This window comes from Burkholderia sp. Bp9015, from assembly GCF_003853505.1.
GTDB lineage: Bacteria > Pseudomonadota > Gammaproteobacteria > Burkholderiales > Burkholderiaceae > Burkholderia.
This window is the reverse complement of sequence record NZ_QTPZ01000003.1, coordinates 205,563-221,089: the sequence shown is the minus strand read 5'-3', so window position 1 is coordinate 221,089 and position 15,527 is coordinate 205,563. Positions and strand designations below refer to the sequence as shown.

The following is a 15,527-nucleotide window of genomic DNA, read 5'->3' as shown; positions in this document are numbered from 1 at the left end:
GCGTTCCTTCGTGTTACAGCGCGGCCAGCACGCGTTCGAGCTGCTGGCGGATCTCGGGAATCGTCTGCGTCGCGTCAACGATCGCGAAGCGGTGCGGCGCCTCTTCCGCGCGCCGCAGGTATTCGCCGCGGGTACGCGAGAAAAACGCGTCCGATTCGCTTTCGAACTTGTCGGGCATGCGCGCGGCGCCGCGGCGCTCGCTCGCCACCTGCGGCGCGACGTCGAACAGCACCGTCAGGTCGGGCTGGAAACCGCCCTGCACCCAGCGCTCGAGCGTCTCGAGCTTGTCGCGCGGCAGCCCGCGGCCGCCGCCCTGGTAGGCGAAGGTCGCGTCGGTGAAGCGGTCGGACACGACCCAGTCGCCGCGCGCGAGCGCCGGCTCGATCACGAGCGCGAGGTGCTCGCGACGCGCGGCGAACATCAGTAGCGCCTCCGTCTCGAGATCCATCGGCTGGTTCAGCAGGATCTCGCGCAGCTTCTCACCGAGCTGCGTGCCGCCCGGCTCGCGGGTGACGACGACCTGCCGGCCGCTCGCGGCCAGCCTCGCCTGGAGGCGTTCGCAGAACCATTGCAGGTGGGTGGTCTTCCCGGCCCCGTCGATGCCTTCGAAGGTGATGAATTTACCGCTCGGCATTATTGACCTCGTATGTACTTGTCCACGGCCTTGTTGTGATCGCCGAGCGTGTCCGAGAACACGCTCGTGCCATCGCCCTTCGCGACGAAATAGAGCGCGCTCGTCGGCGCCGGATTGATCGCCGCCTGCAGCGAGGCGACGCCCGGCAGCGCGATCGGTGTCGGCGGCAGGCCGCGGCGCGTATAGGTATTGTAAGGAGTGTCGGCCTGCAGGTCGCGCTTGCGCAGGCGGCCGTCGTACGCGTCGCCGAGCCCGTAGATCACCGATGGATCGGTCTGCAGCGGCATCCCGATGCGCAGCCGGTTCGCGAACACCGCCGCGACGAACGCGCGGTCGGCCGCATGGCCCGTTTCCTTTTCGACGATCGACGCGACGGTCAGCGCTTCGTAAGGCGTCTTGTACGGCAGCCCCGGCGCGCGCGCGGCCCATGCTTCGTCGAGGCGCGTCTGCATCAGCTGGTAGGCACGCCGGTAGATGTTCAGGTCGCTCGTGCCCTTGTCGAACAGGTAGGTGTCGGGGAAGAACAGTCCCTCGCCACTGCCGCGCTGGATCGCGTTGTCGGGGGCGCCGATCGCGCGCAGCAGCTCGGCGTCGCTCATGCCGGCCGTCGCGTGCGCGAGATCGGGATTGCCGTCGAGTTCCGCGCGCATCCGCTTGAAGGTCCAGCCCTCGATCACCGTCGCGACGTACTCGTTCACGTCGCCGCGCGCGATCTTCTGCAGCACGTCGTACGGCGTGATGCCGGTCTTGAATTCGTAGTTTCCGGACTTCAGCCGGCTCGACAGCCCGAGCAGGCGCGTCATCGCGACGAAGCCGAACGGCTCGACCGGCACGCCGCCGTGCTTGAGCTGCAGCGCGACGCTCTTCACGCTGCTGCGCGGCTTGATCGTGACGTCGAGCGTTGCGGCGCCCAGCAGCAGCGGCCGGGTCGCCCAGTAATACCCGCCGCCCGCGCCGGCAGCGGCCACAACGACGGCCAGCGCCACGACCGTCGCGGCGCATTTCTTCAGTAGGGACATGGAAACGAGACTCAGGTAAGACCCATATAATACTTGCTCGCCTCCGTCAAAGTCAGGGTTGACTGTTCCCTCATTCCATGAGCACACCATTCGCTTCACCGGCTGCCCAGCCCGCACCCGTCTCGCTCCCCGTTTTCCCCCGCCCGTCCACCGCCGATTTCGACGCGCCGGGCGCCTGCATGCCGCTTGCGCAGTTCGGCGTGATCGACGTGGCCGGCGACGACGCCGCGACGTTCCTGCACACCCAGCTCACCAACGACATCGAGCATCTCGATGCCGCGAGCGCGCGCCTGTCCGGCTATTGCTCGCCGAAGGGCCGCCTGCTCGCGTCGTTCCTCGCCTGGCGCGCCGGTCACGGCGTGCGCCTGCTGGTCTCGAAGGACGTCCAGGCCGCCGTGCAGAAACGGCTGTCGATGTTCGTGCTGCGCGCGAAGGCGAAACTGACGGACGCGAGCGACACGCTCGCGGTGGTCGGCTTCGCGGGCGACGTGCGCGAAGCGCTGTCGGGCATCTTCGACGCGCTGCCGGACGGCGTGCACGTGAAGGTCGACGGCCCGGCCGGGGCGCTGATCCGCGTCCCGGACGCGGCCGGCCGCAAGCGCTACCTGTGGATCGGGCCGCGCGCGGAAGTCGACGCGCGTCTCGCCGCGCTCGCCGACACGCTGCCGGTCGTGTCGCCGGCCGTATGGGACTGGCTCGACGTGCGCGCGGGCGAGCCGCGCATCACGCAGCCGGCCGTCGAACAGTTCGTGCCGCAAATGGTCAACTTCGACGTGATCGGCGCCGTTAACTTCAGGAAGGGGTGCTACCCGGGCCAGGAAATCGTCGCGCGCAGCCAGTACCGCGGCACGATCAAGCGCCGTACCGCGCTCGCGCACGTCGCCGGCGAGACCGACACCGTGCATGCCGGCGTCGAGCTGTTCCACAGCGACGACCCGGGCCAGCCGTGCGGGATGATCGTCAACGCGGCGGCCGCGCCCGCGGGCGGCGTCGACGCGCTGGTCGAGATCAAGCTGGCCGCGCTCGACAGCGGCACCGTGCACCTCGGTTCGGCCGACGGTCCGGCACTCGCGTTCGACGCGCTGCCGTACGCGTGGCCGACGGAAGCGTGACGCACTGACAACCCGGTCGCACGCCGGCTCGCACGATGCAGCCGGCGCCCGATGTTTCCTGCGAGAGATTCCCCCGATGTGTCTGATTGCCTTCGACTGGCAGCCCGATGCCGCCGCCGGTCCCGTCTTTACCCTGACCGCCAACCGCGATGAATTCTTTCGCCGTACGAGTGCGCCGCTTTCGTGGTGGGAGGATGTGCCGGGCGTGCTGGCCGGCCGCGATCTCGAAGCGGGCGGCACGTGGCTCGGCGTATCGCGCGACGGCCGCTTCGCGGCGCTGACCAATTACCGCGCGCCGTTCGACATTCGCGCGGGCGCGCCGACCCGCGGCAAGCTCGTGTCCGATTTCCTCCGCGGCCCGTCCGTCGCGCCGCTCGACTATCTCGGCGAGCTGGCCGAGCACGCGGCCGTGTACAACGGCTTCAACCTGCTGGTCGGCGACTGGAAGCGGCGCGAGCTCGCGTGGTTCTGCAACCGCGCGGCCGAAGGCGAAACCCGCGTCGCCGCGCCGGTCGCGATCGCCGCCGGCGTGCATGCGCTGTCGAATGCCCGGCTCGATACGCCCTGGCCGAAAGTCGTGCGCAAGCGCGCGGAACTCGGCACGCTGCTGACCGACAACCCAGCCCCGTCGCTCGACGAGCTGATCGAGCTGATGCGCGATCCGCATGTCGCGGACGACGACGCGCTGCCGCACACCGGCATTCCGATCGAGCGCGAGCGTGCGCTGTCGGCCGCGTTCATCGAGACACCCGAATACGGCACGCGCGGCACGACCGCGCTGCGCGTGACGATGAAGGAAGGCGTGCGCTTGACGGTCGACATCAAGGAACGCTGCGACGACGACGGCTCGCACCGCACCGTTCGCCCGGGCAGTTTCGAGCGCGCGTTCACGTTCGACATCGACGCGACGCCGCCGCGCTGAGCCAGCGGCGGGGGCGGCGCGGGCGGCGCTACGGCGCGCGCGCCATCTCGACGTGCGGCACGCCGATTTCGACGAACGGCTCGCCGATCGCCGCGAAGCCGTGCCGCACGTAGAACGACACCGCGGCATCCTGCGCGTAAAGCCGCACGACCGGCTCGCCGCGATGCCGCGCCGCGTCCAGCAACGCATGCAGCACGGCCGATCCGGCGCCCTGCCCGCGCGCGTCGGCCAGCACCGCGACGCGGCCGATCGTGCCGGTGCGCAGCAACCGTCCCGTCGCGACCGCGCGGCGTGAGCCGGTCGCCGCATCGACCCGGTAGGCAACCGCGTGCAACGACAGCGGATCCTCGTCGTCCAGTTCCCATTCCGGCGGAATCCGCTGCTCGCGCACGAACACCGCATCGCGAATCCGTGCGGCATCGCCACCCAGCACGGCCCAGTCGCCCGTTTCCACCCAGCCGTCGGTCATCGCTTCCTCCGCGCGGCGCCGGGCGCCGCCGCCGTCAAACGTCGTCGAATGCGGCCCTGAGCGCCGCCACCGCGTCGGCATGCGCGGCCCGCACCTCCGGCACGTAGCCGCCCATCTTGAAGAACTCGTGGATCATCCCCGGATAGCAGACCAGCGTAACCGTATTGCCGGCCGCGCGCAGCTTGTCCGCGTACGCGGCGCCCTCGTCGCTCAGCGGATCGTATTCGGCCGTCGCGATCCAGGCCGGCGCGACACCGGCGAACGACGGCGCGTCGCGCGTGCCGTCGAGCGGCGCGAAGCGCCAGTCGTCGCGGTCGGACCGATCGCGCAAGTATTGCGTGAAGAACCACTGGATCGTGTCCTGCGTCAGCAGGTAGCCGTTCGCGAGCCGTCCGTGGGATTCGGTGTCCTGGTGCCCCGTCACGCCCGGATAGATCAGCAGTTGCAGCGCAAGCCCGATGCCCGCGTCGCGCGCGAGCACCGCGCAGACCGTCGCGAGCGTGCCGCCCGCGCTGTCGCCGCCGACCGCGAGCCGCGTCGCATCGATGCCGAATGCGGCGGCCTCGCGATGCAGCCAGCGCAATGCGTCGTCGGCGTCGTTCACCGCGGTCGGGAACCGGTGTTCGGGCGCAAGCCGGTAGTCGACCGACAGCACCGCGCATTGCGCGTCGCGCGCGAACATCCGGCACAGCGCGTCGTGCGTATCGACGCTGCCGACCGTGAAGCCGCCGCCGTGGTAATAGACGAGCGCCGGCAGCGGTTCGGCGAGGCTCGGCTCGACCGGAAGGTACAGCCGCGCGCCGATCGAGCGGCCGTCGCGCGTCGGCACGACGCAGGCCTCGACCGAATGCATCGGCGCCGGCGCGACGTCGAGGATCGGCGCGCTCTTCTCGTACGCGGCGCGCGCCTGCTGCGCCGTCTGGTGGTGATAGGACGGACGTTTCGCGCGCTCGACCATGTCGAGCACCTGGGCAATCTTCGGATTCAGCGGCATCGGTGAGGACGGCGCGGGCGGCGCCGTGAGCGGACAAGCGTCACATGATGCCACGCCGCGCGGTGCCGGGCCGCCACGCAAAACGGCCCTGCCGGTGAAAAGGCAGGGCCGTTCGTCGAGGGCGCTTACGCGTCACTCGGGCCGGGCTGCGCATCCGGCGCGGTGCGGGTGCGTTGCCGCTTGATGTCGCGGCCCACCGCGAGCCGCCGCATGTACTTGAACGTGCCGAGCGCCTTCGCGACGAAGTTGCCGTCGCTGTCGCGCACTTCGCCTTCGCAATACGCCATCGTCGTCGAACGATGCATCACGCGTCCGTATGCGCGCAACTCGCCGCGCCCGGGCTGCATGAAGTTCACCTTCATCTCGACCGTGACGACGCCGACGCCGTCGTCGGTCAGGCTGCGCGCGGCCATCGCGAGCGCGATGTCAGACAGCGTCATCGTCACGCCGCCGTGCGCGATGCTCCACGTGTTCATGTGCCGCTCGTCGAGCGGCAGCACGATCTCGCTCGCACCATCCTTCGCGGACACGAGCCGCACGCCGAGCAGGTCGACGAACGGGCTTTCGATCGACGGACCGTCCGCCGGGGATGTCGCGTCGCTCATCGTGCGCTGTCGGACAGGTAGTCGACGCACTGGCGCGATTCGGCCACCGCCACGATGAACTTCTTCACTTCCTGGTGAACCGGGTGCACCTGATACGCATCGAGCGCGGCCTGGTCCGTGAAATCGGACACGAGCACGACGTCGGACGTCGCTTCGAGGCCCGGCGTCGCGATGCCGACGTCGAGTTGCAGGATGCCCGGCACGAGGTCGCGGCAGCCTTCGAGCTTTTCCTTCAGCTTCAGCGCGTTCTGCGCGCGCGTGCCGCCTTCGGCCGATTCCTTCAGCTTCCACATGACGATATGTCTGATCACTTCGTTCGCTCCTGTTCATTTTGGTTCGGGAATTTCCCACGAACCCCTACCAGTTGGGCGCTCTACGCCCTTCCATCGTTCGCTTACGTTCGCCGGAATTCGTGTCCAGCCGAGAAAAAAGGGGGTACAAAAGGGGGTATCATTTCCACCGTCCAGAGACGATACCCCCTTTTTCACCGTGCCACTTACCGACATCAAGATCCGACAAGCGAAGGCAGGCAACAAGCCTACCAAACTTACCGACAGCAATGGACTGTATCTGCTGGTAAAGCCGTCCGGCTCGAAGCTCTGGCGGTACAAGTACAGAATTGCCGGGAAGGAGAATCTCTTCGCGATCGGCGAATATCCAACGATCAGCCTTCAGGCCGCACGGGCAGCACGTGACGATGCCCGCGAACTCGTCAAAAAGGGACTGCACCCCTCGCATGCGCGACAGGAAGTGCTGTCGGCGCGTATCAACGAAGGCAAAGCAACTTTTCGAGTCATCAGCGACGAGTGGCTGGAGAAGAAGCGAAAGACATGGACCGAGCGGCACTATGGTGAGATTACTCGGATGCTCGAAATGGATGCGTACCCGTACATCGGAAACCGCCCGATGCGCTCCGTTACCGCCCACGATGTGCTTGCCTTGATGCGTCGGGTCGAAGAACGTGGCTCCCCTTCCGTAGCGATCAAGCTGCGCCAGTATGTGTCCAATGTGTTCCAGTATGCGGTGATCACACTGCGAGCGGATACAGATCCCGCATCGGTGCTGCGCGGCTCGGTCTTGAAGCCACCGACAGAGAATGCTCGGGCTTTGAGTCGTGAAGAACTGAAGATGCTCTTTCGCCAGCTTCCAACCTACAAGAGCAAACGAACCGCGATTGCAATTCGCTTGCTGATGATGCTGTTTCCGAGAACGATCGAGCTTTGCCGTGCGCGATGGGAAGAAATCGACCTGGGCACCGCCGAATGGAAGGTACCCCCGGAGAAAATCAAATCACGGCGCCTGCACATCGTTCCCCTTCCTACGCAAGCACTGAAACTGCTGTGCGAGCTGCAGGAAATGTACGGAAATCGCGGGTATATCTTGCCGATTCTGCATAGCAACCGAAAGCTCCCACACATGAGTCGCGCAACGATCAACCGGGCAATCGACTACATGGTTCCGGATAACCCTGAGCCGATAACTGGCCACGACTTTCGGGCAACCGCGTCGACCAACCTTCACGAAATGGGATGGAAGGACGAAGTCGTTGAAATGCAGTTGTCACATAAAGACAAGGATAGGACTCGCTCAACGTACAACCATGCGAAGTACTTACAGGAGCGCCGGGAGATGATGCAGGCGTGGGCGAACTGGCTCGACGATGTCGAGGAAGAGGCACTCCAAGACGGTGGCACCGTAAGTGCCCCTATCAGTGACCGTTGATGCAGCACCTGCGCCTTATCTAACTAGGGCAGCACCCAGCATACGCCGGCACCTCCGCTTGGCGTTTGGGGCGTTGACCCTTACCGCCCGTCCCTGACGAGACGGTCGAGGAAAGTCAAAGCGGACACCTCTCGCGCCTTGAAGCGCAGCAATGATGCAGATTCGGCGGAGCAACAGTCCTCAAAAAATAAGATCAGAGCGTTGACCTTGACGGAAAACGGACCGAGAATTAACGTCAGGACGCTGATCTTAGGAGCAACAATGTTCGAAATATCCGAGGAAGAGATTCTTGGGCGCTTGAAGTTCGACAACCCGTGGTGGGACGACGAGGCACCCGAGCATGTTGCGTACTCGAAGATGCCCCGTCGCAAGTACTTTGCGCCGTTCTTACGTGCCGTGACTGACAGATCCATCCAGAGAGCGGTTGTCCTGATGGGACCACGTCGGGTTGGCAAGACTGTCATGGTCTACCATGCGATTGAGGCGCTTCTCCAAAGCGGAGTTGCAGGCAAGGACATCCTCTATCTCTCACTTGAAACACCTCTCTACACTGGACTAAGACTAGACAAAATCGTGCAGATGTACACGAATTTGCTAGGCCTAACAAAAAATAGTCAGGTTTATATATTCTTTGACGAGATTCAATATCTCAAGGGTTGGGAGGTACATCTAAAATCATTGGTCGACTCTTATGTTGATTACAAATTCGTTGCAACAGGTTCTGCCGCAGCTGCGCTGCGAATGAAAAGCAATGAGTCTGGCGCCGGTCGATTCAGTGATTTCATTTTGCCACCACTCACCTTCGCAGAATATTTGCAGTTTGTCAAAAAGGAAAATTCTCTAATTAAGAAAGAGGAACTTCAGCCGGGGCGGTATCATTATAGCTGCAACAACATCGAAGAGCTCAACAATGAATTCATTTGCTACCTAAACTATGGCGGCTATCCCGAAGCAGTTTTTTCAGATACAGTCAAGTCAAATCCCGGACAATACATTAAGAGCGATATCATCGATAAAGTGTTGCTTCGCGATCTTCCAAGTCTCTATGGAATATCCGACATCCAGGAACTAAACAGGCTGTTCACAGTACTGGCTTACAATACCGGCAACGAGGTATCTCTCGAGGAGCTATCAAAAAGCTCAGGGGTCGCAAAAAACACCATTAAGCGATATCTAGAGTACCTGGATGCCGCATTTCTGATCCGACGCATCGAGAGAATCGACCAAAACGCAAGGCGATTTAAGCGTGCCATGCAATTCAAGATTTACTTAACAAATCCGTCGATGCGTGCAGCACTGTTCGGCCAAGTCAGCAAGGACGCCGAAACAATGGGAAACCTGACTGAAACGGCAATTTTCAGCCAATGGCAGCATAGTGAAAGTGTTGATCTGTACTACGCTCGATGGAATAGTGGTGAAATTGATATTGTGTCGCTATCCACCACAAACCAAAAGCCCCAGTGGATGGTTGAAGTAAAATGGAGTGACCGACCATATGAAGATCGCTCACTACTGCGCCACTGCGTCGAATTTGCCCAACTGCATCCGACATTGATTCGCGACCAAACATTGATTACAACAAAATCGATCACGGCCGATATTGAATACAAAGGAATGAACTTTAAGCTTCAGCCAAGTAGCCTTTATGCATACATCCTCGGCTCCAATATTTTGAGCCATAAGACGAATGCAGATCAGGAACTCGCTATTGCTGGGATCGTAGAAGATGAGGCGGACGCTGAACCCTACGATACAGACTCAGAATCTGACATGACGGGTTGAAGATAGGCTACCAGAGGAGTTTGGGTCGGTGGGGCGTATGGAGGGCCTGAATTTTAGGACCAGCAAAACGCACCACCGATTGTGCCGCACGGGTACCGTCCGACTCTAGCCGGCCATCGTGCTAAAGGTGCAAGGGCTGAAACTGCAGCCAGTCTCACCATGGAGCGAGTATGGCAACATACCCGTATCGAAACTGCAGATGTCGAGGCCTTGGAGTACCGCATGAGCGATATTGGGCATTTGCACCTCATCTGATGGTGCGCGACAGACAAAGCTACCATCCCCGAGTCGTCGTGGCCGATCTCGGCAAAACGGCTTTGCAGGCCGTCATTTACTGATACAGATCAATAAGTTATCGGAATTACACGCTGACATTAGCCACCCGACCAAGTCAACGCACTTCCAAGGTAGCCGGCGATCGCCTTGCCTGCTTCGCTGGCCACAGCTTCCGCTGCAGCCCCGCTAGACGCAACAACCAGCCTACCAATCCATTTTCCGATGACCGCACGGACTGACTGTTCGCTCGTTCGGTCGGTCGCGTCGAGATCAGCCTTCATCTCCGCTCCAGTCTCATCTGGCACACCGATACGTGCGAGAAATTGTTGCAACGCCTGCCAGTCACCAGCCGCCACGGCAACATGAGCCGTTTGCCGAAAGTCGCTGCCGCCATTCGCCACATTGCCTACGTTTCCATTGACGTGCAGGTTGAAGATTTGATTCATAGCTTCCCTTGATATTTGTCGAGTCGAACCGATCGGCGAATCGCCCGCATTCGGAGCGGCGCGCTCGATATCGATCGCGAACCCCAAGATCGCTGTTTTGATCTCGTTAACCATTATATGAATAACCCCCAACGGCAACGCTTTCCACGCCGAAACGCATTGCATGGTCTTCGTCATACGCGAAGCATATTTGACGGCCAAACCAACAGGCCACTCGATGCGCGCATGCGACTGCTCGCTGTCGCCGATTAAGAGCTGTTGATACGCACTGATCGCCATATCGAGCCGAGCCTCACTGTAGGCTTCGCGCAGGTGCTCTGGCAAGATCCCGACTGAAATCTGAAGTGTTGCTTGACTACCAGTGAACGCATCGACAAACTGACCATACGAAAGCACCGAGGTGCGCCGGTATCGCGGCAGTGGCTGCGAATCCGGATATCCTCGCAATTCACTATCTACCCAGTTTCCGAATTCAGCATGGTCCAGCCTCGCTGCGAGGAGCTTGCATTGACGCAATAAGGCCGAGACGTCTCCGTGCTCAGAAATCGCGGCCGCCTGTATATCGTGGATAAGAGACATTGCGCCTGATGGTAGTTAGTGTGATTTAATTTTCGCACAGCCGATGCTGCGTCGGTTTACAGCCAGAATCATCCCGTAGTTCAGGAGATGGAATGATAAGCGTAAGGCTTGTCCAGCAAGGCTTACGTCCCTTGCTGTAGCAAATCTGTAGCACGCAAAAAAGCCCGCTTGACGCGGACTTTCGCCTTTCTGGAAATCGATGCAGCTACCTTGTTGCAAAGCAACGTGCCGTGCCCGATGCCGCAGCAGCATCGCCACTTGGGCGATACAAGAAGCTACGCCGCGACCTACGCCATCACATGAGGCTTCGCTCGGTTTTCGGGTCAGCTGCAAGGTCGCCGTCTTTGAGCGCGGCCACCAGCATCTGCCGTCCCATCTCGATCTGCTCGGACGAACCAAGTCGGGCAATGCCGGGAAACGCGAGTTTGGCGTATTCGAGTTTCGATTGCGCCACGGGATCATCTGCGGTGACCTTCTCCGGGAAGACGGCGATAAACCACAGCTGAAAGACCTGCGCCTCCACAGGACCACCCTGTCGAAACCGCATGTAGTCCTCCGCTGCCAAAAACAGGATGGCAGCAACGTCGGCCTCGCGCAGTTCGACCGAGTTATCAGGATTCGGATCTTGCTCGGCGTGCTTGAAAAAGTTCCGACACGGCTCATTGACGTAGTACTTCAGCTTGTGTCCGTCCGGTAGGTTTTCGCGGGCCTGCTTGGAGAAGCTTTCCACGCCCGCGCTCGTACAGAGCACGTCGATGACCTCCCAAGCGTTAGATGCCAGCGAGTACATGGAAACAGGATCGCCTCCATCGAAGAAAAGGCGAATTGCAGTAATGAGTTGCCGTCGGGCGGCGTCGATTTTTGTCATGACCATGTTCGTTTACCCCTGCACGTGAAGCCGATGAACGCTGGACTTCTTTTCGTACTGCGTTGAAGCATGAGCCGGAATCAAGTCAGAAGTCACACCACATCGAATATGGTAGGTCGCCGGTCTGCTTGGAAGCATCGTCGACGAACAGCTCCCATAATACCGCCGGGGAATGGTCCATGATGCGCTGTTGCTCGCGGCTCCCGACACGCAACAACAGGACAGCCGCGTCGGCAAAAACCTCGCGCAACTCCAGAGTCTCGCCGGGCAATATCCGCTGTGTGCGGCCATTGGCACGCTCCGATATATACCGGTACCACACGTACGCCAGCCCACCTATTTGCTCTGTTCCTTGTGACCGCAGTTGAGGTGACAACGGTCCCTCATGCGTCCCTATGACATTCGGAATTGCAACGCGCAGCGCCCAATGATGCGCTGTGAGGTTTCCCTCATTCGTGAGGCGACCACGCAATTCATACTCACGACGGTTTGCCTCAATGCCGCCGCGAGTTACCGCGATGAGTGAAGCCGTCACGTGAGGCCGCGTGCGTCGATTCATCACGTCGCGAATCGCGAATCCGTACATCGGCTGAGCCGATGCATCGATACGACCGTAGTATTTCCGGTCACAAGTATTCTGATATGCCGTATCACCCTCCTCGACCGTCACAACAAAGATTGAACCGGCGTCAGTCTGTATGTGTGTGATCTTAAAGCCGCGCAGGACCGGGTCAGTATTGGAAACGATGATCTCCCTAAGGCGATCCTGCGTCATGCGCTCATCCTGGACAGGCGAGATATCACCAGCATACGACTTGCCGTCTCGTTGAATCTCGTCGAGACCATAAATCACCGTACCGCCCCCCGCGTTGGCGAAGGCGGTCACGTCCGCGATGAGATCCAGCTTCGCCCGCTCGTTCCAATTGTCCAGTTTGGCCCCAGATTTGAATTCGAGGTTCACTGATTCGACTGCGACGTCTCGAAGCGCCTGAATTTCTTCAATCGTGTCGTACATTTTGTGCGCTCCATTGGTCACTACACACGTCAATGATGCCGAGATCAGCAGCTAACGCACGCGACAGTGCCACGTCGCCAAAGCTACTTTGGCCCGGCCACCATCTCCTCCGCGGGATAGAGCTGCAGCATCGCTCGGGCTGCCTCCGTGTTCGTCGTAGTCAGCCACTCTTCCCAATCGTCAGGCCGTAGGATTACGACGGATCGCTTCTCGTCAGATGGCTTGTGCATTCGCGACATCAGCGGGTGGCCGTCGGCGTTGACGGTGATCATCGACATCACGTGGCGCTCGACGCCGTCCGGGTTCGTAAGCGTGCGCCAGATGCCGGCGACACACATCGTCGGCCGGTCGACCACGCCGATCCGCTGCCACACACACGTCCCGAGCACCCAGTCGCCATTCGCTTCTTGCCGGGCCTCGGGATATGACGGCTCGACCACATCTCGCGCCGGAATCAAACAACGTTTGCCGCTGCGCCAAGTGGGCCCGTACAGCGGCGATTTGCCAAGGTTGTCGTCGCGCACGTTCATCGTGCTGCGCATGTGAGGGGGCTTGCGCCCCTGCTCCTTCGCCTTCTCGATGTTTGCCTTCTGCTGCGCGCGCGGCCAGAAGCCGAAGCCCGCGATCAGCGGCTTGAACTGCCCATCGACGTAGCCGACGATCGGCGCGTCGTAGTCTTGATAGATCTCAGGCTTCCACGGCATCCACCGGTACAGGTCACGGAAGCTGTCAATCTTCAGCTCGCTCAGGCCCGGATCGTCGCCCGGCGCAACGTAATTCGTGCACATCGACGTCCCCAATTTTCGGTGTTGACCGAACCATCTTACCCCGCCGTACACTGTGTTTTTATACAGTATTCACTGTCGTGATCAAACCTCAGTGGGCGCGCTTTTGGGAGTATCGATTCCTCAGCCAAGAGGATTGGAAACGCACGCCCATCGAGCTGGCCGAACGAGAGCTGGAGTCGTGGCGCTGAGAAAGTCGATCGAACGCGTTCAGGAATGGTTTGACTATGTCGACAAGAACATCGACAACAAGGGAGATCTGGCCGGAGGTCAAGGCCAGTTGCAGCGTCTTCGGCACCTGCTCAGGGCAGAGAAGCAACGGGCGACGATGCTCTAAGCCGATTGACACAATTTGACGGCCGAACACGGCCGGCGGCAATCGGCCGTTCTTCCGGAAGTGGTAAATTCATACGAAAACCACACTCACGAGAGAACATATGGCCCGAGCCATGATTTGCGTCGGCGACACGACGACGCACGGCGGCCGCGTGCTGGAGGGCAGCGCGAACGCGACAATTGACGGAAAGCCCATCGCAGGCGTCGGCCACAAGGTACTTTGCCCGCAGTGCAAGGGAGTCTTCCCAATCCTGCCCGCCACTGGACGACGCTACCCGCACCAAATCGCAGGCCGGGAAACGGCCATCGAAGGCATGAAAACCGCGTGCGGCGCAACGCTGATTGCGTCCCAGTCGTCCGCGACGCTCGACGACGTCGGGGCCGGCGAGGCGACGACAGGCGGCGTAGCCGCCGCAGCAGCGCTCGCACCATCGCCGACGCTGTGCCTCGAATGCCTGAAATCGGCGGCCGAGAACGCCGCGACCATGATCGCGCGCGGGTAGGCTCATGGCGGACATCTCGATCGAATCCTTCTTCGCTACGCGTCAACAGCAGTTAGCCATGCAGGTGCACCTGTACGCCCTCGTCGACGGTCTTCTGTTCGAGGACGCGGCCGGTGGATCGCCCCCTGAGCGATCGCAAGGAGCCGTGGCGCTGTTCGACGGCACATCGGACGCGTCGCTGGCCGATGCGGGTCCGTGGCTGCTCGACTACGAGCGCGCGGGCGGCAATGTCCGACGCTCGCTATCCGTTATGGCCAGCGGCCCGGCCGGCGTAACTTGGCTGATCAGCGGTTATCCGATTGAATCGCTCGCCGACGAGTTGCGCGGCCGGCTCGACGTGCACTTGCCGGATGGACATACGGCCCTCCTGCGGTTCTACGATGCCCGCATCATGGCCGACGTGGCATCGCTGATGGAACTCACGCAACGCATGCAGTTCTTCGTCCCGACATTCAATTGGCTCGTGGAGGTGAACGGGAAATTAAAGGGAGTGCACCCGCATGCTTGAACTGACAGGCGAACAGATCGCCGGCCTTGCCGAGATCGATGCACGCGGATATGTCGAACGCACGCGGCTCGATCTCGTCAAAGCCGACCCGAAGCTGGCCGACGACGACACTCTGTCGACGCGCCTCTGGAACGCATACGTCGCAGCTCGGCGGCTCGGCATCCAGTCCGACGAGAATGTCGCCGCATTTCTTCGGATCGAGGCGTACGCGCCGAAATTTTACGAGAGGCCCGCGACGCGCGCGTGGCTTACTCGGCCCGGCCGCTCGGCCGACGAACGTTTTCACGATTACCTTCGCGTCATCAAATGGCGCATCGAACATCTACAAGACAACGGGGGATCTCGAGATGGCGGGATTGGTAGTACCGGTGATAGAAGCGGCGGCGGTGGAGCTTGGGCCGCTATTGGCGCGCGCTGGCGTAGCCTTGTTAGGCGGGGCGGCAGTGGCGGGAACAGCGAGTCTGTCTAGCGACACGCCGAAGGACGAAAGCAAAGCAAAACCGGACGTCCGGGCGATTCCTCGCACCGGTGAAAAGTGCAAGCAATGCCCGCCCGAATTAGGCGGTGCGCCGGTCCGACGCCGTTACAACATGAATCGTGGGCCGCGCGAGTATCAAGGGCGCATCACCGGACGGCCGTATAGCGTCGAGGAAGGATGGAGCGAGGAGTGGGCATGGAATGGCACCGACTTCGATGGATTCCAACAATCGGCATGCCTCCTACAGGAAGCGAAGGGGAACTATGACCAGTTCTTTAACAGCGAGACGAAGAAGCCAGTCACGTGGTTCAAGGGGTTTTCTAAAATCACCGTAGAAATCGAAGAGCGCGCAATGAAGGTCCATGCCAACCCTCCGACCAAACTCCAGTACTATTTTCAGACTCCGCTAACGATGTCCTACTTCCGCACGACCCTCGCAGAAAACGGGATTCCCTACGTTGTCACTGGCTGAAT

The 15,527-nt window shown here is 61.2% G+C and carries 19 protein-coding genes; 9 read left to right on the top strand and 10 right to left on the bottom strand.

The window, feature by feature from the left end:
• Positions 1 to 13 precede the first annotated feature (13 nt).
• Both tmk and mltG read right to left on the bottom strand, forming a co-directional pair.
• On the bottom strand, positions 14 to 634 hold the full coding sequence (gene tmk, locus DIE12_RS05455) for a dTMP kinase (RefSeq protein WP_044843651.1): 621 nt from the start codon (positions 632 to 634) through the stop codon (positions 14 to 16).
• Positions 634 to 1,653: an endolytic transglycosylase MltG gene (gene mltG, locus DIE12_RS05450; RefSeq protein ID WP_124486261.1), complete on the bottom strand. Its 1,020-nt coding sequence runs from the start codon at positions 1,651 to 1,653 to the stop codon at positions 634 to 636. Before mltG ends, tmk begins: the two co-directional genes overlap by 1 nt.
• 77 nt (positions 1,654 to 1,730) lie before the next feature.
• Here mltG and DIE12_RS05445 point away from each other — a divergent pair, with 77 nt between their 5' ends.
• Both DIE12_RS05445 and DIE12_RS05440 read left to right on the top strand, forming a co-directional pair.
• On the top strand, positions 1,731 to 2,765 hold the full coding sequence (locus DIE12_RS05445) for a folate-binding protein YgfZ (protein WP_124520191.1): 1,035 nt from the start codon (positions 1,731 to 1,733) through the stop codon (positions 2,763 to 2,765).
• Between the two features lie 76 nt (positions 2,766 to 2,841).
• On the top strand, positions 2,842 to 3,687 hold the full coding sequence (locus tag DIE12_RS05440; RefSeq protein ID WP_124520189.1) for an NRDE family protein: 846 nt from the start codon (positions 2,842 to 2,844) through the stop codon (positions 3,685 to 3,687).
• Positions 3,688 to 3,715: 28 nt separating this feature from the next.
• On the opposite strand, the gene DIE12_RS05435 is transcribed toward DIE12_RS05440, so the two are convergent.
• From DIE12_RS05435 to DIE12_RS05420, 4 genes are all read right to left on the bottom strand, one after another.
• The gene (locus DIE12_RS05435) at positions 3,716 to 4,156 is read right to left on the bottom strand and encodes a GNAT family N-acetyltransferase (protein ID WP_124520187.1); all 441 of its coding nucleotides are present in this window, start codon (positions 4,154 to 4,156) and stop codon (positions 3,716 to 3,718) included.
• 34 nt (positions 4,157 to 4,190) lie between these two features.
• Complete coding sequence (locus tag DIE12_RS05430) at positions 4,191 to 5,150, bottom strand: alpha/beta hydrolase (protein ID WP_044843656.1); 960 nt, start codon at positions 5,148 to 5,150, stop codon at positions 4,191 to 4,193.
• Positions 5,151 to 5,275: 125 nt separating this feature from the next.
• Positions 5,276 to 5,755, bottom strand: coding sequence for a PaaI family thioesterase (locus DIE12_RS05425; RefSeq protein ID WP_124520185.1), 480 nt, complete (start codon positions 5,753 to 5,755; stop codon positions 5,276 to 5,278).
• Positions 5,752 to 6,066 carry a Dabb family protein gene (locus DIE12_RS05420; protein ID WP_121858954.1) on the bottom strand — a complete coding sequence of 105 codons (315 nt, stop codon included), beginning with the start codon at positions 6,064 to 6,066 and terminating at the stop codon, positions 5,752 to 5,754. Before DIE12_RS05420 ends, DIE12_RS05425 begins: the two co-directional genes overlap by 4 nt.
• A 178-nt stretch (positions 6,067 to 6,244) precedes the next feature.
• Here DIE12_RS05420 and DIE12_RS05415 point away from each other — a divergent pair, with 178 nt between their 5' ends.
• Complete coding sequence (locus tag DIE12_RS05415; RefSeq protein ID WP_124520183.1) at positions 6,245 to 7,477, top strand: phage integrase central domain-containing protein; 1,233 nt, start codon at positions 6,245 to 6,247, stop codon at positions 7,475 to 7,477.
• A 138-nt stretch (positions 7,478 to 7,615) separates the two neighbouring features.
• Complete coding sequence (locus DIE12_RS05410) at positions 7,616 to 9,259, top strand: ATP-binding protein (RefSeq protein ID WP_221623841.1); 1,644 nt, start codon at positions 7,616 to 7,618, stop codon at positions 9,257 to 9,259.
• Positions 9,260 to 9,633: 374 nt separating this feature from the next.
• Here the strand turns inward: DIE12_RS05410 and DIE12_RS05405 are convergent, their stop codons facing one another.
• From DIE12_RS05405 to DIE12_RS05390, 4 genes are all read right to left on the bottom strand, one after another.
• Positions 9,634 to 10,560: a hypothetical protein gene (locus DIE12_RS05405; protein ID WP_124520181.1), complete on the bottom strand. Its 927-nt coding sequence runs from the start codon at positions 10,558 to 10,560 to the stop codon at positions 9,634 to 9,636.
• A 295-nt stretch (positions 10,561 to 10,855) separates the two neighbouring features.
• Entirely contained in the window at positions 10,856 to 11,428 is a 573-nt protein-coding gene (locus DIE12_RS05400; RefSeq protein WP_260429001.1) for a hypothetical protein, read from the bottom strand.
• A gap of 85 nt (positions 11,429 to 11,513) precedes the next feature.
• Positions 11,514 to 12,443 (bottom strand): helix-turn-helix domain-containing protein, encoded by a 930-nt coding sequence (locus DIE12_RS05395; protein WP_124520177.1) that lies wholly within the window; start codon positions 12,441 to 12,443, stop codon positions 11,514 to 11,516.
• Positions 12,444 to 12,526: 83 nt separating this feature from the next.
• Positions 12,527 to 13,231: an SOS response-associated peptidase family protein gene (locus tag DIE12_RS05390; RefSeq protein ID WP_124520175.1), complete on the bottom strand. Its 705-nt coding sequence runs from the start codon at positions 13,229 to 13,231 to the stop codon at positions 12,527 to 12,529.
• 178 nt (positions 13,232 to 13,409) lie between these two features.
• On the opposite strand from DIE12_RS05390, the gene DIE12_RS38530 reads away from it, so the two are divergent.
• From DIE12_RS38530 to DIE12_RS05365, 5 genes are all read left to right on the top strand, one after another.
• Positions 13,410 to 13,565 carry a hypothetical protein gene (locus DIE12_RS38530; RefSeq protein ID WP_260429000.1) on the top strand — a complete coding sequence of 52 codons (156 nt, stop codon included), beginning with the start codon at positions 13,410 to 13,412 and terminating at the stop codon, positions 13,563 to 13,565.
• 100 nt (positions 13,566 to 13,665) lie between these two features.
• Positions 13,666 to 14,067, top strand: a complete 402-nt coding sequence (locus tag DIE12_RS05380; protein ID WP_124520173.1) for a PAAR domain-containing protein — start codon at positions 13,666 to 13,668, stop codon at positions 14,065 to 14,067.
• Between the two features lie 4 nt (positions 14,068 to 14,071).
• On the top strand, positions 14,072 to 14,575 hold the full coding sequence (locus DIE12_RS05375) for a DUF4123 domain-containing protein (RefSeq protein ID WP_124520171.1): 504 nt from the start codon (positions 14,072 to 14,074) through the stop codon (positions 14,573 to 14,575).
• Complete coding sequence (locus tag DIE12_RS38525) at positions 14,568 to 15,044, top strand: hypothetical protein (RefSeq protein WP_260428999.1); 477 nt, start codon at positions 14,568 to 14,570, stop codon at positions 15,042 to 15,044. The genes DIE12_RS05375 and DIE12_RS38525 overlap by 8 nt, the downstream gene beginning before the upstream one ends.
• Entirely contained in the window at positions 14,932 to 15,525 is a 594-nt protein-coding gene (locus DIE12_RS05365) for a restriction endonuclease fold toxin 5 domain-containing protein (RefSeq protein WP_260429002.1), read from the top strand. Before DIE12_RS38525 ends, DIE12_RS05365 begins: the two co-directional genes overlap by 113 nt.
• Positions 15,526 to 15,527 lie beyond the last annotated feature (2 nt).

Coding starts and splice junctions, on each gene's coding strand:
- DIE12_RS05440 (WP_124520189.1), top strand. CDS start 2,842: ATGTGTCTGATTGCCTTCGACTGGCAGCCCGATGCCGCCGCCGGTCCC.
- DIE12_RS05400 (WP_260429001.1), bottom strand. CDS start 11,428: ATGACAAAAATCGACGCCGCCCGACGGCAACTCATTACTGCAATTCGC.
- DIE12_RS05390 (WP_124520175.1), bottom strand. CDS start 13,231: ATGTGCACGAATTACGTTGCGCCGGGCGACGATCCGGGCCTGAGCGAG.
- DIE12_RS05405 (WP_124520181.1), bottom strand. CDS start 10,560: ATGTCTCTTATCCACGATATACAGGCGGCCGCGATTTCTGAGCACGGA.
- DIE12_RS05430 (WP_044843656.1), bottom strand. CDS start 5,150: ATGCCGCTGAATCCGAAGATTGCCCAGGTGCTCGACATGGTCGAGCGC.
- DIE12_RS05395 (WP_124520177.1), bottom strand. CDS start 12,443: ATGTACGACACGATTGAAGAAATTCAGGCGCTTCGAGACGTCGCAGTC.
- DIE12_RS05375 (WP_124520171.1), top strand. CDS start 14,072: ATGGCGGACATCTCGATCGAATCCTTCTTCGCTACGCGTCAACAGCAG.
- DIE12_RS38525 (WP_260428999.1), top strand. CDS start 14,568: ATGCTTGAACTGACAGGCGAACAGATCGCCGGCCTTGCCGAGATCGAT.
- mltG (WP_124486261.1), bottom strand. CDS start 1,653: ATGTCCCTACTGAAGAAATGCGCCGCGACGGTCGTGGCGCTGGCCGTC.
- DIE12_RS05425 (WP_124520185.1), bottom strand. CDS start 5,755: ATGAGCGACGCGACATCCCCGGCGGACGGTCCGTCGATCGAAAGCCCG.
- DIE12_RS05445 (WP_124520191.1), top strand. CDS start 1,731: ATGAGCACACCATTCGCTTCACCGGCTGCCCAGCCCGCACCCGTCTCG.
- DIE12_RS05435 (WP_124520187.1), bottom strand. CDS start 4,156: ATGACCGACGGCTGGGTGGAAACGGGCGACTGGGCCGTGCTGGGTGGC.
- DIE12_RS05380 (WP_124520173.1), top strand. CDS start 13,666: ATGGCCCGAGCCATGATTTGCGTCGGCGACACGACGACGCACGGCGGC.
- tmk (WP_044843651.1), bottom strand. CDS start 634: ATGCCGAGCGGTAAATTCATCACCTTCGAAGGCATCGACGGGGCCGGG.